This window comes from Klebsiella electrica (assembly GCF_006711645.1).
In the GTDB taxonomy this organism is placed as follows: Bacteria; Pseudomonadota; Gammaproteobacteria; order Enterobacterales; family Enterobacteriaceae; genus Klebsiella; species Klebsiella electrica.
Genome location: NZ_CP041247.1, coordinates 4,363,651 through 4,378,751, shown reverse-complemented (window position 1 = coordinate 4,378,751; position 15,101 = coordinate 4,363,651). Strand labels below are relative to the sequence as shown.

The 15,101-nt window shown below is 55.8% G+C and carries 15 protein-coding genes; 10 read left to right on the top strand and 5 right to left on the bottom strand.

The features are described from left to right. The first annotated feature begins 130 nt into the window (after positions 1 to 130). The 5 genes from yacL (at position 131) to Electrica_RS20920 (ending at position 4,760) form a co-directional block, all read left to right on the top strand. Positions 131 to 493, top strand: coding sequence for a protein YacL (yacL, locus tag Electrica_RS20940; protein WP_141965317.1), 363 nt, complete (start codon positions 131 to 133; stop codon positions 491 to 493). A gap of 174 nt (positions 494 to 667) precedes the next feature. Beyond that, positions 668 to 1,627 (top strand): 2-keto-3-deoxygluconate permease, encoded by a 960-nt coding sequence (locus Electrica_RS20935; RefSeq protein WP_100682536.1) that lies wholly within the window; start codon positions 668 to 670, stop codon positions 1,625 to 1,627. After that, positions 1,627 to 2,901, top strand: coding sequence for a D-threonate kinase (gene dtnK / locus Electrica_RS20930; protein ID WP_141965316.1), 1,275 nt, complete (start codon positions 1,627 to 1,629; stop codon positions 2,899 to 2,901). The genes Electrica_RS20935 and dtnK overlap by 1 nt, the downstream gene beginning before the upstream one ends. Then, positions 2,861 to 3,874 (top strand): D-threonate 4-phosphate dehydrogenase, encoded by a 1,014-nt coding sequence (locus tag Electrica_RS20925; protein WP_141965315.1) that lies wholly within the window; start codon positions 2,861 to 2,863, stop codon positions 3,872 to 3,874. Before dtnK ends, Electrica_RS20925 begins: the two co-directional genes overlap by 41 nt. Before the next feature lie 127 nt (positions 3,875 to 4,001). Then, positions 4,002 to 4,760 (top strand): DeoR/GlpR family DNA-binding transcription regulator, encoded by a 759-nt coding sequence (locus tag Electrica_RS20920; protein WP_141965314.1) that lies wholly within the window; start codon positions 4,002 to 4,004, stop codon positions 4,758 to 4,760. A 37-nt stretch (positions 4,761 to 4,797) separates the two neighbouring features. Here the strand turns inward: Electrica_RS20920 and speD are convergent, their stop codons facing one another. The 3 genes from speD to Electrica_RS20905 form a co-directional block, all read right to left on the bottom strand. Further along, a complete protein-coding gene (gene speD, locus Electrica_RS20915; protein ID WP_141965313.1) occupies positions 4,798 to 5,592 on the bottom strand; it encodes an adenosylmethionine decarboxylase in 795 nt (264 codons plus the stop codon). A gap of 14 nt (positions 5,593 to 5,606) precedes the next feature. Continuing rightward, a complete protein-coding gene (gene speE / locus Electrica_RS20910) occupies positions 5,607 to 6,476 on the bottom strand; it encodes a polyamine aminopropyltransferase (RefSeq protein ID WP_141965312.1) in 870 nt (289 codons plus the stop codon). 195 nt (positions 6,477 to 6,671) lie between these two features. Next, positions 6,672 to 7,019, bottom strand: a complete 348-nt coding sequence (locus Electrica_RS20905) for a YacC family pilotin-like protein (RefSeq protein ID WP_015585138.1) — start codon at positions 7,017 to 7,019, stop codon at positions 6,672 to 6,674. Between the two features lie 146 nt (positions 7,020 to 7,165). Between Electrica_RS20905 and cueO the strand changes: the two genes are divergently transcribed. Further along, on the top strand, positions 7,166 to 8,776 hold the full coding sequence (cueO, locus tag Electrica_RS20900; protein ID WP_141965311.1) for a multicopper oxidase CueO: 1,611 nt from the start codon (positions 7,166 to 7,168) through the stop codon (positions 8,774 to 8,776). Positions 8,777 to 8,867: 91 nt separating this feature from the next. Here the strand turns inward: cueO and Electrica_RS20895 are convergent, their stop codons facing one another. Next, positions 8,868 to 11,258: a glucose/quinate/shikimate family membrane-bound PQQ-dependent dehydrogenase gene (locus tag Electrica_RS20895; RefSeq protein WP_141965310.1), complete on the bottom strand. Its 2,391-nt coding sequence runs from the start codon at positions 11,256 to 11,258 to the stop codon at positions 8,868 to 8,870. Between the two features lie 202 nt (positions 11,259 to 11,460). Here Electrica_RS20895 and hpt point away from each other — a divergent pair, with 202 nt between their 5' ends. Beyond that, positions 11,461 to 11,997 (top strand): hypoxanthine phosphoribosyltransferase, encoded by a 537-nt coding sequence (hpt, locus tag Electrica_RS20890; RefSeq protein WP_015585135.1) that lies wholly within the window; start codon positions 11,461 to 11,463, stop codon positions 11,995 to 11,997. A 61-nt stretch (positions 11,998 to 12,058) separates the two neighbouring features. On the opposite strand, the gene can is transcribed toward hpt, so the two are convergent. Continuing rightward, positions 12,059 to 12,721 (bottom strand): carbonate dehydratase, encoded by a 663-nt coding sequence (gene can / locus Electrica_RS20885; RefSeq protein WP_100682528.1) that lies wholly within the window; start codon positions 12,719 to 12,721, stop codon positions 12,059 to 12,061. Between the two features lie 106 nt (positions 12,722 to 12,827). On the opposite strand from can, the gene Electrica_RS20880 reads away from it, so the two are divergent. The 3 genes from Electrica_RS20880 (at position 12,828) to Electrica_RS20870 (ending at position 15,081) form a co-directional block, all read left to right on the top strand. After that, positions 12,828 to 13,754, top strand: a complete 927-nt coding sequence (locus Electrica_RS20880; RefSeq protein ID WP_100682527.1) for an ABC transporter ATP-binding protein — start codon at positions 12,828 to 12,830, stop codon at positions 13,752 to 13,754. Further along, positions 13,751 to 14,521, top strand: a complete 771-nt coding sequence (locus Electrica_RS20875) for an ABC transporter permease (protein WP_100682526.1) — start codon at positions 13,751 to 13,753, stop codon at positions 14,519 to 14,521. Before Electrica_RS20880 ends, Electrica_RS20875 begins: the two co-directional genes overlap by 4 nt. A gap of 119 nt (positions 14,522 to 14,640) precedes the next feature. Then, on the top strand, positions 14,641 to 15,081 hold the full coding sequence (locus Electrica_RS20870) for a PTS sugar transporter subunit IIA (RefSeq protein ID WP_141965309.1): 441 nt from the start codon (positions 14,641 to 14,643) through the stop codon (positions 15,079 to 15,081). The last annotated feature ends 20 nt before the right edge of the window (positions 15,082 to 15,101 follow it).

The window sequence follows — 15,101 nt, the reverse complement described above, 5'->3', positions numbered from 1 at the left end:
ACATTGCATCACCGGGCATTTTTATTTCCAATCCTTCATCCGCCCGGCTTTTTTTCTTCCCCGGTACTGCGATAATTACCCTATGGGTACAATGTAGCGGTGACGCATTGCCCTTGCAGAGGAAGACACTATGGATTACGAATTTCTGCGCGATATTACCGGAGTGGTAAAGGTGCGAATGTCGATGGGCCACGAGGTGGTAGGGCACTGGTTTAACGAAGAGGTGAAAGATAACCTCGCCCTACTGGACGAAGTGGAACAGGCCGCGCGTACCGTACAAGGCAGCGAGCGTTCCTGGCAGCGTGCCGGACATGAATACACGCTATGGCTGGATGGCGAAGAGGTGATGATTCGCGCTAACCAGCTGGAGATTTCAGGTGATGAAATAGAAGAGGGCATGAGCTACTACGACGAAGAAAGCCTCTCTTTGTGCGGCGTTGAGGATTTTTTACAGGTCGTTGCCGCCTACCGTCGCTTCTTACAAGACTGCTAACTCCCCGGCAGCGCTCTTTCAGGCGCTGCCCGCACTACCCTTCTTGATTACATTTAATCAAATAATCATTAAACGGCTTAATATTGGCCTGGAACTGCGATCTGAGCCTTATTTTTCTTTTATTTGATTTATTGTAATCATTTGTGATTGCATTAAATCAACCAGGAGGGCGATGTGAAAATTAAAGCGACAATAGAAAAAATCCCGGGAGGGATGATGGTCGTCCCGCTTGTGCTGGGGGCTATGCTCAATACTTTCGCCCCCGAGGCGCTGCAGGTAGGGGGCTTTACCACGGCATTATTTAAGAACGGCGCCGCGCCGCTTATCGGGGCGTTTTTACTCTGCATGGGGGCGGGTATCCATATAAAAGCCGCCCCTAAATCTCTGTTGATTGGCGGCGGTATTACCTTCACTAAATTTGTTGTGGCGGTGGCGCTTGGATTTACCGTCGAGACGTTTTTTGGCGTCGACGGTCTGTGGGGGCTCTCCTCCGTCGCCATTATTGCCGCGATGAGCAACACGAATGGCGGCCTGTATGCCGCACTGGCCGGCGAGTTTGGCAGCGAGAATGAGGTGGGGGCTACGCCGCTGATGTCGCTGAGCGATGGCCCGATACTGACGATGATCGCTCTGGGCGCGGCGGGTATGGCTAATATTCCGCTGATGTCGATCGTGGTGGTGCTGATCCCCATGCTTATCGGCATGCTGCTCGGCAATCTGGATGTGCAGATGCGTGAATTCCTCACGAAAGGCGGCCCGCTGCTGATCCCGTTCTTTGCTTTTGCGCTAGGCGCCGGAATCGACCTGTCCATGCTGCTGAAGGGCGGGCTTGCCGGGATCCTGCTGGGCGTGCTGACCACTCTGGTAGGCGGTTTCTTCAATATTAAAGTCGATCGTCTGCTGGGCGGCACTGGTATTGCCGGTGCAGCGGCTTCCAGCACCGCGGGTAACGCCGTTGCCACGCCGATGGCCATTGCCCAGGCGGATCCCGCGCTGGGCGAGATCGTGGCGGTGGCAACGCCGCTGGTGGCCACGTCGGTGATTGTGACCGCCCTCTTAACGCCAGCGCTGACGTCGTGGGTGGCGAAACGTAACCAGCAGCAGGCGAAGGTAGTCCTCGGGGAGAAACCATAATGAAGATGATTGTTATCGCAGATGATTTTACCGGAGCAAATGATACAGGAGTCCAGCTGGCCAAAAAGGGCGCGCGTACTGAGGTCATGTTCAATGAGCGGCAGCAAGCGTCACGTCAGGCTGATGTGCTGGTGATAAATACCGAAAGCAGGGCGTTGGAGCCGGCTCAGGCGGCAGAGAAGGTGGGCGCGGTCGTCGCGCCCTGGTTTTGCGAGCGGGACAATCCACCGCTGGTATACAAAAAGATAGATTCGACGTTCCGCGGTAACGTCGGCGCGGAGGTCGAGGCGGCAATGCAGGCCAGTGGTGCCAGGCTGGCCATCGTGGCGGCAGCGATTCCCGCGGCGGGCCGGGTGACGAGGAACGGGCAGTGTCTGGTGCATGGCGTACCGCTCGTCGAAACAGAATTTGCCAGCGATCCCAAAACACCGATTATCTCTTCCCATATCAAGACATTGCTTGAATTACAGACCACCTGTCCGGTTTATGAGCTGGATCTGGCGACGGTACGTGGCGGTGGCTCAGGCGCCGAACTCCAGCGTATCGGCGAGAGCGACGGCGGGATTGTGGTCGTTGATGCCGAAAACGATGGCGATTTGGCTCTGCTGGCGCAGGCGGTGGCCGGGCTTAACCAGCGTTACTTACTCGTTGGCGCGGCGGGTTTTGCTAACGCGCTGCCGGCAGAGTGTTACCTCAGTTCACGGCTGCAGCTGCCGGTGCTGGTGGTTGCCGGTTCGATGAGTGAGGCAACCCGGCAGCAGATTGTGTTTGCGGCGAAAGAGAGGGCGCTGGGGATTGTCGATATTGATGTTGAGGCGCTGCTACAAACGGACAGCGATAGCATAAAGGAAAAGATAGTCCGCCAGGCCAGCGCTATTTTGCGCGACCGTCAGCATTGTGTGCTGAGAACCTGCCGCGACGCCGATGCGCGCGGGATGATTGAGACGCTGTGCGAACGCTACCAGCTTTCACGCCAGCAGCTAGGAGACTGCATTAGCTCAGCACTAGGCGGTATTACGCTCGCCGTCATCAACCGGGCGCAAATCGGAGGGCTGTTCCTCACGGGCGGAGATATTGCCATCGCCGTGGCGAGAGCGCTCGGGGCTGAAGGTTATCGTATCGCCAGCGAAGTGGCGCCCTGCGTGCCCTGCGGAACGCTGGTGAACAGCGAAATTGACGATCTACCGGTGATCACCAAAGCCGGTGGATTTGGCGGCGAAGCCACGCTTCGGGATGCACTTTATTTTATTGAGGAGCTGTATAGTGACAAATAACGTAATTGCCGTCACGATGGGCGACCCGGCAGGCATCGGGCCCGAAATCATTATCAAATCTCTGGCCGAAGGCGCGCTTTCCGGCACGCCGGCAGTGGTGGTGGGATGTTTACAGACGCTACAGCGTCTGCAGGCGTCCGGCGTCACGCCGCCCGTAGAATTACGTCCGATCAAGCAGGTTTCCCAGGCGCGCTTTGCGCCGGGGATCGTTAACGTCATTGACGAACCGCTGAAAGACCCGGCCAGGCTTATACCGGGAAAGGTGCAGGCTCAGGCTGGCGATCTGGCGTACCGCTGCGTTAAGCGGGCCACCGAAATGGCGCTGGCGGGAGAGGTTTCCGCCATTGCGACCGCGCCGCTGAATAAAGAGGCGCTTCATCTGGCGGGGCACATGTATCCGGGCCATACTGAACTGCTGGCCCGCCTGACGGACAGCCGTGATTATGCGATGGTGCTGTATACCGACAAGCTGAAGGTCATACACGTTTCGACGCATATTGCGCTGCGTAAGTTCCTCGATACGCTGAACGACGAGCGTATTAAAACGGTTATCTCGCTTGCCGACACTTTCTTACGGCGCGTGGGGGTCAGTTCCCCGCGTATCGCGGTCGCCGGCGTTAATCCTCATGCTGGTGAAAACGGTCTTTTTGGCGATGAGGAGATCAACATTGTCGGCCCGGCGATTGCGCAGATGCAGCAGCAGGGCGTGGCCGTTTATGGCCCTTGCCCGCCGGATACCGTCTTTCTGCAGGCCTGGGAAGGGCAGTACGATATGGTGGTGGCGATGTATCACGACCAGGGGCATATTCCGTTGAAGCTGCTTGGCTTCTATGATGGCGTTAATATCACCGCCGGGCTGCCGTTTATCCGCACCTCAGCGGATCATGGCACCGCGTTTGATATTGCCTGGACAGGTAAAGCTAAGTCTGAGAGCATGGCGATTTCTATCCAGCTAGCCGCTCAGCTTGCTTAATTTATAGACTGTTATCCGGATTCATTCAGGTTGCACAAGGCGGCAGTCCGCAGTGCCTGAGGCGGTTACCCGCGCCGGTTAAGCGCTGGCGTGGCTGTCGGCTTACAACGTGAAAGATGAAAGGGATATGAAGTCACAAAATCGCTTAGACCAGATTCTGGACTATCTGAAAGGCCATAATCTGGTCACCGTTGAACAACTGGTTACCGCTATTGACGCTTCGCCCGCGACCATACGTCGCGATCTGATTAAGCTGGATGAGCAGGGCGTGATTAATCGCAGCCACGGCGGCGTGGCGCTTAACCGCTTTATCCCGGCCCAGCCGACGACCAATGAAAAGCAGCTGCTGCATCCCCAGGAAAAGAGCGCGATTGCCCTACTGGCCCTGTCGATGATTAAAGCCGGCGATTCGGTCGTGCTGGATGCCGGGACGACGATGCTGGAGCTGGCGCGTAACCTGACTTCGCTGCCGCTGCGCGTAATTACCTCCGATTTACGCATCGCCCTGTTTCTCTCGGAGTTTAAGCAGATCGAGGTGACCATCATCGGCGGTCGCATCGATGACAGCAGCCAGTCATGCATTGGCGATCACGGTCGTAAACTGCTGCGCGGTATCTACCCGGATATCGCATTTATTAGCTGTAATTCATGGAGTCTGGAGAAGGGGATTACCACGCCGACGGAAGAGAAGGCGGGGCTCAAGCAGGATCTGGCGCTGAATGCGAGCCGCCGGGTGCTGTTAGCGGACAGCAGCAAATATGGCTCCTGGTCGCTGTTTTGCGTCACCCCGCTTGCCAGTCTGACGGATATCGTCACCGATCGCGGCCTGGCGACCCAGGCGCAGGAGGCGCTCGCCAACCTGCCTTGCCGGCTTCACCTGGCATAACCAGACAGGGCCACTGCCGTAGCCCTGTCTGCGTTTCTCAGATATACGGAATGTTGCGGGCGTAGTAAATTTCTCGCATCTCTTTCCACAGTAGACTGGTGATGGACTTGCGCTCTTCTGCGCTGAGGTCTTCGGGCCTGGTGTGGAACATGTAGTGCTTCAGATCGAACTCTTTCAGCAGCATTTTGGTGTGGAAGATATTTTCCTGGTAGACGTTGACGTCTACCATGTCATACAGCGCTTTGATGTCCTCGGACATAAAGTTCTGAATGGAATTGATTTCATGGTCAATAAAGTGCTTCATGCCATTGATATCACGGGTAAAACCGCGGACGCGATAATCAATAGTGACAATGTCAGATTCCAGCTGATGGATGAGATAATTCAACGCATTAAGCGGTGAAATAACCCCACAGGTGGAGACTTCGATATCAGCACGGAAGGTGCACAGCCCGCCCTCGGGATGGCTTTCCGGGTAGGTGTGCACGCAAATATGGCTCTTGTCGAGATGGGCGACGACGGCTTCCGGGAGCGGGCCCGGGCGTTCGGTCTGGTCGATAAGCTGCGGATCAACCGGTTCTTCACTGACCAGAATCGTGACGCTGGCCCCCTGAGGTTCATAATCCTGGCGGGCAATGTTCAGAATGTTGGCACCGATGATCGAGCAGGTCTCTGACAAAATCTCGGTCAGACGGTTGGCGTTATAGAGTTCATCTATATAGGCGATGTAGCCATCGCGCTCCTCTGCCGTTTTGGCGTAGCAGATATCGTAAATACAAAAACTCAGGCTCTTGGTCAGGTTGTTAAAGCCGTGCAGCTTCAGTTTTTTCAATTTAGTTCACCCCCTTACTGAGGATCGCTGGCGGACAGCGCATCCTGTAAATATTGCGGTAGGGCAAAGGCCGCCTTGTGAATGGCCGGATTATAGTAACGGCACTTCAGGTTCGCTTTGTGAAAACGCGCCTGGATAATTTCATTGGACAGGTCGCGCAGGGCAGCATTATCGGTCGCCCACGCGAAGGTCATAATGCCGCCATAGTAGGTCGGAATCGCGGCCTGATAGAAGCTGACATCGCTGAAATAGTGGCCGAGTTTGCGGTGGCTGTCGATCGTTTCATCCTGTTGCAGGAAGCAGACGCCGTTCTGGGCGACAAAAATGCCGCCGGGGTTCAGGCAGCGCTTGCAGCCTTCGTAAAAGGCCGAGGTGAACAGGCTCTCGCCGGGACCGATAGGGTCGGTGCAGTCGGAGATTATCACATCAAACGTTTGCGTGGTCTGGTTAACAAAATTGACGCCATCGTCAATCACCAGCGTAAAGCGCGGATCGTCATAAGCGCCCGCGTTATGATTTGGCAGATACTGGCGGCAGAATGAGACCACGCCAGCGTCGATTTCGACCATGGTGATGGTTTCGATGGTGCTGTGACGAGACACTTCTCGCAGCATCGCGCCGTCACCGCCGCCGATGATCAGCACATGTTTCGCCTTGCCGTGGGCCATCAGCGGGACATGGGTCATCATCTCATGATAGATAAACTCATCGCGTTCGCTGGTTTGTACCACCCCGTCCAGCGCCATCACGCGGCCAAAGGCTGCATTCTCAAAAATGATCAAATCCTGGTGATCGGTCTTTTCGTGATACAGCACCTTATCAACCGCAAAATACTGACCAAAATGGTCGTGCAGCGTTTCATGCCACAGATTGTTATCAGCCACAGGCGGGTTCCTCCATTGTGAACATCCGGTACGCTCGAAAAACGAGCGCAACATCATAGCCAACTCTGGATGATGATGCACGGTGGATATTTCAGCCGTTCGCATGGCGGCAGGCTGCATGGCAGGAATGGCGGGACGGGAAGACCATGCCACCTTATACAGGCGGCGGGATTGTGTTCGGGCCCGGCGGGTGGACTATTTCACGTAAGCGAGCAGGCTCAGCGAATCGCGGGCCAACGCCTTGCATTTTTTCGTCGTGGGGATTTTGATACCGCTGAGGTCGCGGTAGCTGTCTTCACCGAGCGCCTTCATATTGAAACTGTCGTAGTTGCTCAGATCCCATTGGTTCTGTTGAGCAAAAAAGACCAGCGCGCGACGAATTTGGGTATTCGGCAGATTCTGGTAACCGCAGTCGTTTTTCAGAAAGACAAATACCGCCGTTAAATCAGCCATATCTTCCGCTTCGGACTCACTTAACGCATAGCTATTGGCGGATAGAGCAAGCAGGCTGCCGAGCACTATTGTTCTGAAAAGCGTCTTCATTTTCTCTACCATTGAATCACGGACGCTCAACGTTAGCATACTTCTTTACACTACGTAGAGCTTTATTCTTACTCTTCTGCTTGACCTTCCTGCTGGTGGAAGGTTTAAGCTCAAAAGTTCACCAGCAGAATAAAAAGGATGTGAAAATGCAACGTCGTGAATTTATCAAATTAACCGCGGCGGCCAGCGTATTCAGCGCGCTGCCGCTGTGGAGCCGCCCGGTTTTCGCCGCCAGCCGCCCGGCTCTGCCGGTGCCCGATCTTCTGACCGCCGACGCACGTAATCGCATCACATTAACGATCCAGGCCGGAAAAACGCAGTTTGGTCCGCATCAGGCGACCACCTGGGGCTATAACGGCAATCTGTTGGGGCCGGCGCTGAAGCTCAAAAAAGGGGAGGCGGTGACCGTGGATATCCATAATCGCCTGGCCGAAGAGACCACCGTACACTGGCATGGGCTGGAGGTGCCGGGTGAGGTCGACGGCGGTCCGCAGGGGATCATCGCGCCAGGCGCCTCCCGCAGCGTGAACTTTACCCCCAGCCAGCGGGCCGCCACCTGCTGGTTCCACCCGCACCAGCATGGAAAAACCGGTCGTCAGGTGGCGATGGGGCTGGCGGGGCTGGTGCTGATTTCTGATGAGGAAAGCGAGCGGTTGCTGTTGCCCAGGCAGTGGGGGATCGATGATGTACCGGTGATTGTGCAGGATAAGCGTTTTACCGCCGCCGGCGAGATCGATTATCAGCTCGACATCATGAGCGCGGCGGTCGGCTGGTTTGGCGATACCTTGCTGGCAAACGGGGCGCTCTACCCTGAACATGCCGCGCCGCGCGGCTGGCTGCGCTTACGTTTACTGAACGGCTGTAACGCCCGCTCGCTGAATTTCACCACCAGCGATAACCGGTCGATGTACGTTATCGCCAGCGACGGAGGACTGCTTGCCGAACCGGTGAAAGTCAGCGAGCTGCCGGTGTTAATAGGGGAGCGCTTTGAAGTGCTGGTGGATACCCGCGACGGTAAAGCCTTCGATCTGCTCACCTTGCCGGTGAGTCAAATGGGGATGGCGATTGTGCCGTTCGACAAGCCGCAGCCGGTCCTGCGCATCCAGCCGCTGACTATCCAGGCATCCGGCACACTGCCGGATTCTTTGGTCAGCATGCCGGCGCTGCCGTCGCTGGAGGGGCTGACACAGCGCACGCTCCAGCTGTCGATGGATCCGATGCTGGACATGATGGGAATGCAGGCGCTGATGCAAAAATATGGTGATCGGGCGATGTCCGGCATGAACCACGGTAGCATGATGGATCACGGCAATATGGGCAATATGAGCGCCAAGGGGCAGATGAATCATGGCGATATGGGGAACATGAACCACGGCGGCATGGGACAGATGAACCACGGTGCCGACGGTTTCGATTTCCATGATGCTAACCGGATCAATGGCCAGGCCTTTGATATGAATACCCCGCTGTTCGCCGCGGCGAAAGGGCAGTTTGAGCGCTGGGTGATTTCCGGCAAAGGCGACATGATGCTGCACCCGTTCCATATTCACGGCACCCAGTTCCGTATTCTGTCGGAAAATGGCGCTGCGCCTGCCGCGCATCGTTCAGGCTGGAAAGATACCGTCCGGGTTGAGGGGGGCGTTAGTGAAGTGCTGGTGAAGTTCGATCACGGTGCGTCGAAAGCGCATGCCTATATGGCGCACTGCCACCTGCTGGAACATGAAGATACCGGCATGATGCTCGGCTTTACGGTGTAGGTTTTTCCCCGCCGGGGATATTCTGCCCGCATAATAAAGAGGCCCGGTGTTCACCGGGCCTTCTGTTTTGTTACTGCGTTTTTACCTGGGCTTATTGCGCCTCATCAGGCAGTGCATAGGCGACGATATAGTCACCCATCTTCGTGCCAAACGAGCCGTGGCCGCCTGCGGCGATGACCACATACTGTTTGCCATTCACTTCATAGGTCATCGGCGTCGCCTGGCCGCCTGCCGGCAGACGGGCCTGCCACAGTTTTTCCCCGTTGCTCATGTTGTAGGCGCGCAGGTAGTTATCGGCGGTAGCGCCAATAAACAGCACGTTGCCCGCGGTGGAGATCGGGCCACCAAGCATCGGCATACCGAGGTTAAACGGCAGCTGGACCGGCATCGGGAACGGCAGGCTATCCTGCGGCGTACCGATACGTTTTTTCCATACCACTTCGTTGGTTTTCAGATCCAGCGCGGAGATGTAACCCCAGGCCGGCTGTTTGCACGGCAGGCCAAACGGCGACAGGAAGGCGTTGAGGGTCACGCCGAACGGTACGCCATACTGCGGCTGTATGCCGGATTCGGTACCGGAACCTTTCGCGTCTTTTGGCGGCTCCATCGGGTTGCCCGGGCCGCGTGGGATCAGTTTCGATACAAACGGCAGCGCCATTGGGTTGGCGATGGCCACCTGACGGTTCGGATCAACGGAAATCCCGCCCCATTCAAACATTCCCAGGTTACCCGGGAAGACCAGCGTGCCTTGTTCTGACGGCGGGGTGAAGATGCCTTCATAACGCAGCTGGTGGAAGATAACGCGGCACACCAGCTGATCGAACATGGTGGCGCCCCACATATCCGCGCCGGTCAAATCTTTCTTCGGACGGAAGCTCAGGTCGGAGAATGGCTGAGTTTTCGAGACATAATCGCCTTTCGCTGCGCTCTGAGGAACCGGTTTTTCCGGTGCCGGGACAACCAGTTCGCCGTTACGACGGTCGAGAACGAAGATATTACCGGTTTTGGCCGGTGCGTAGATGACCGGAACAGTTTTACCGTTAACGTCGATATCCGCCAGCGTAGGCTGAGACGGCATATCCATGTCCCACAGATCGTGGTGAACGGTCTGATAGCTCCATGCCAGTTTACCGGTGGTCGCGTTCAGCGCCACGATAGAGCTGGCGTAGCGTTCCTGTTCCGGCGTACGGTTACCGCCCCAGATATCCGGCGTGGTCACGCCCATCGGCAGGTACACGAGGTCCAGCTTCGCATCATAGGCCGCAGGTGCCCAGGAGTTCGGGGAGTTCAGCGTGAAATGATGTTGATCATCCGGAATGGCGTTCGGATCTTTCGCGCCCGGATCGAAGACCCACAGCAGTTTACCGGTGTTGACGTCAAAGCCGCGAATAACGCCCGACGGTTCGCGCGTTGAGAAGTTATCGGTCACGGCGCCGGCAATGATAATGGTGGTATCGGTCACGATCGGCGGAGACGTTGGTTCATACATCCCCGGCGTGGTGACCGGCATATTGGTCTGCAGATTGAGAATACCTTTGTTGGCAAAGGATTCGCACAGCTGGCCGTTGTCGGCGTTAATCGCGAACAGGCGACCATCGTTGACCGGCAGGATAATCCGGCGCGGACAGTTGGCGACGACGTCTGCCGGCGCCTTGTCTGCTTTCGCTTCGTGATAGGAGACGCCGCGACAGGTGACGTGCTGGAAGGACGGATCCGCGTTCAGCTGCGGGTCAAAGTGCCATTTTTCTTTCCCGGTAGCCGCATCAAGAGCAAACAGACGCTGGTGGGCGGTACACAGGTACAGCATGTTCCCCACTTTAATTGGCGTCACTTCGTTGGTGATTTCACCCGGATCGTTCGGCTGCTTCAGGTCGCCGGTGCGGAACACCCAGGCTTCCTTCAGGTTTTTCACGTTATCGGCATTGATTTGCTTCAGCGGCGAATAACGCTGACCTTCCTGATTACGGCCATACGCCGGCCAGTCGCTATCGGCAACCGTGGAGATCGGCGCCGCAGGCGTCGCATCGGCATTCAGGGTGCCGTTCACTTCCTGCGGGTCATTAAAACCGGCCCAGGTCAGGATGCCGCCGCTGATCAGCAGGGCAACGATCAGACCGGCGACCGCGCCGCCCGATGGGATCGGCAGACGACGCCAGACAAAAGGCAAAATAAGCCAGATGCCGAAGAAGACCAGGATATCGCTACGCGGCGTAAGCGCCCAGAAGTCAAAGCCGACTTCCCAGACGCCCCAGATCATGGTGGCGAGAAGCAGCGCAGCATACAGCCAGAGCGCTGCGCGTTTGCCCTGTAACAGCATCACGGTGACGGCCAGCATGACCAGGCCAGCAATAGGGTAGTACCAGGAGCCGCCAAGAGCCGCCAGCCATACCCCGCCAATAAGAAGATACAGGCCGCAGAACGCTGCAAAGAGCGCTGTCAGCGTCACGAGAAGCCGTGATTGTTGAGACTTTGTTTCTGCCATAGAAAGACACTCGGTTGTTTGTTAATTTTTAATTGCAATTAATTATAGGATTTAACAAGTGTGATCGGAATCACAAAATGGGCTTTATTATTCCCTGCATCGCATATTTCTTTTTACTGGTATACTGCATAGCTTGCCGGTCAATGTCGGTGCATTCGCAGCGGTGTTGATGATTTACATTAAGAATCAAATGGTTAGTTTAATGAAACATACTGTAGAAGTGATGATCCCGGAAGCCGAGATCAAAGCGCGTATCGCCGAACTGGGTCGTCAAATCAACGAGTGCTACAAAGACAGCGGCAGCGAAATGGTGCTGGTGGGGCTGCTGCGCGGCTCATTTATGTTTATGGCCGACCTGTGCCGTGAAGTGCAGGTGCCGCATGAAGTCGATTTTATGACCGCCTCCAGCTACGGCAGCGGCATGTCGACGACCCGTGACGTGAAAATCCTGAAAGATCTGGATGAAGACATTCGCGGTAAAGACGTATTGATTGTGGAAGACATTATCGATTCCGGCAACACGCTGTCTAAAGTGCGTGAAATTCTCAGCCTGCGTGAGCCGAAATCTCTGGCTATTTGTACGCTGCTGGATAAGCCGAGCCGTCGTGAAGTGAACGTGCCGGTCGAGTTTGTTGGCTTTGCCATCCCGGATGAGTTCGTGGTCGGCTACGGGATTGATTACGCGCAGCGCTACCGTCATCTGCCGTACGTCGGCAAAGTGGTACTGCTGGACGAGTAAGGTTTCATGCGACCCCGGACGATGGCGCGCCGCGCTGCCGGGGTTTTCTCAAGCGGGTGGCTTACTTGTGGTTGGCGTGTTTGCTCTTGAGGTTGGAAATCCCGTGACGGTAGCGCTGTTCAAGGGTTTCACGGCTGACGGCGGTCACATCAAGATCGCGTAACATCCCGTCATGGATACCGTAGGCCCAGCCGTGGATGGTGACCTTCTGACCCCGTTTCCACGCCGACTGCATAATAGTCGAGTGGCCCAGGTTATAAACCTGCTCCATCACGTTCAGTTCACATAATGTATCCAGTCGGCGCTCTTCGGGCATTTCGCCCAGCAGCGAGCTGTGTTTGAACCAGATATCGCGAATATGCAGCAGCCAGTTGTCGATAAGCCCCAGCTCGGTGTTTTCTACCGCCGCCTGCACGCCGCCGCAGCCATAGTGGCCGCAGATGATGATATGCTCGACTTCCAGCACGTCGACGGCATACTGCACCACGGAAAGACAGTTCAGGTCGGTATGAATCACCAGATTGGCGACGTTACGATGGACAAACAGTTCACCGGGCTCAAGGCCGGTTAACCGTTCCGCAGGAACACGGCTATCAGAACATCCAATCCACAGAAAGCGTGGCTTCTGCGCTTGTGACAATTTTGCGAAAAAACCGGGGTCTTCTTCCACCAGCATTTTTGACCATAGTGCATTATTGCTGATGAGTGTATCTATATCATTCATGGACGTTTACGGCCTGTAACCAAGTAAGTGCGTTGGGCTAATATAGGTTAACCTCACTTTATTTAAAACAACCCATCGCGTGTCATGACACGAGAAGAGATATTTAATGACCATTGCTCTGGAATTAAAACAGCTCACCAAGACCTACCCCGGCGGGGTTCAGGCGCTGCGGGGAATCGATCTGCAGGTGGAAGCCGGGGATTTTTATGCGCTGCTCGGCCCTAACGGGGCGGGGAAATCCACCACGATTGGCATTATCAGCTCGCTGGTAAATAAAACCTCCGGCGAGGTCAACGTCTTTGGCTACGACCTGCAAAAGGACGTGGTGAACGCCAAGCGTCAGCTCGGGCTGGTGCCGCAGGAGTTCAACTTCAACCCGTTTGAAACCGTCCAGCAGATCGTCGTGCATCAGGCGGGCTACTACGGCGTGGAGCATAAAGAAGCGCTTCTGCGCAGCGAAAAGTACTTAAAACAGCTCGATCTGTGGGAAAAACGCAACGAACGCGCAAGGATGCTCTCCGGCGGGATGAAGCGACGCCTGATGATCGCCCGCGCGCTGATGCATGAACCTAAACTGCTGATTCTCGATGAACCCACCGCGGGCGTGGATATCGAACTTCGCCGCTCGATGTGGGGTTTTCTCAAGGATTTGAACGATAAAGGCACCACCATCATCCTGACCACCCATTATCTGGAAGAGGCGGAGATGCTGTGTCGCAATATCGGGATTATTCAACGGGGAGAGCTGGTGGAAAACACCTCGATGAAGGCGCTGCTTGCCAAGTTGAAATCAGAAACGTTCATCCTCGATCTGGCGCCGAAAAGCCCGCTGCCGACGCTGGAAGGTTACCAGTATCGCCTGGTGGATACCTCCACGCTGGAAGTCGAAGTGCTGCGCGAGCAGGGGATTAACAGCGTATTTGCCCAGCTGAGTGCCCAGGGCGTTCAGGTGTTAAGTATGCGTAACAAAGCCAACCGGCTGGAAGAGTTGTTTGTCACGCTGGTGCAGGACAGAAAAGGAGAATCAGCATGATGCAGCTTTATTGGATCGCGCTGAAAAGCATCTGGACCAAGGAAATTCACCGCTTTATGCGTATCTGGATCCAGACGCTGGTGCCGCCGGTGATCACCATGACCCTCTATTTTGTCATCTTTGGCAATTTGATCGGCTCGCGGATCGGCGAAATGCATGGCTTTACCTATATGCAGTTTATTGTGCCGGGTCTGATCATGATGGCGGTGATCACCAACGCCTATGCCAACGTGGCCTCCTCGTTCTTCAGCGCGAAATTTCAGCGCAATATCGAAGAGCTGCTGGTGGCGCCGGTGCCGACGCACGTGGTTATCGCCGGTTATGTTGGCGGCGGGGTTGCGCGCGGGCTGTGCGTAGGGATTCTGGTTACCGCGATCTCGTTGTTCTTCGTGCCGTTCCAGGTGCATTCCTGGCTGTTCGTTGGGCTGACGCTGATTCTGACCGCGGTCCTCTTTTCGCTGGCGGGTTTGCTGAACGCGGTTTTTGCCAAAACCTTTGATGATATCAGCCTGATCCCCACCTTTGTGCTGACGCCGCTGACCTACCTCGGTGGGGTATTTTACTCCCTGACCCTACTGCCGCCCTTCTGGCAGGCGCTGTCGCACCTTAATCCGATTGTGTACATGATCAGCGGCTTCCGCTATGGATTCCTCGGTATCAACGATGTTCCGCTGGTTACGACTTTTGGCGTGCTGGTGGTCTTTATTGTTCTGTTCTACGCGCTGTGCTGGTATCTGATCCAGCGTGGACGCGGTCTGCGCAGCTAACCGCGCGTCGGCGAATAGCGCCTGGCCTTCAGGCGAGGCGCTATCTGCTAATCTTGACTGCCATCACTCATCTGCTTCATCCCCTTTGTTACAGTGTTTCTCTGCTAAGGAGGCTGTCTATGTTGGGGTGGGTGATTACCTGTCATGATGAGAAGGCGGAAGTGCTGCTGGATCGTCTGGAAAAAAAGTTTGGCCCGCTGGCGCAATGTCGGGCGGTAAATTACTGGCGTAATCTTAGCAGCAATATGTTGAGCCGGATGATGTGCGATGCGTTGCACGCCACGGACAGCGGCGATGGGGTGATTTTTTTGACCGATAACACCGGAGCGCCTCCCTATCGCGTGGCGGCCCTGATGAGCCATAAACATACCCACTGTGAAGTGATCTCCGGCATCAGCTATCCATTGCTGGAGCGCATGTATCTTCTGCGCTACACCCTGAGCAGCGAAGCGTTTCGCGATGCGATCGTGAGCAGCGGAAGCCCGGTCGTCAGCAGCCTCTGGCACCAGCAGCAAAAAAATCCGCCTTTTCGCCTGCGTCATGATGCGTTCGGGAATTAAGCATTGGTATTGATGCCGCT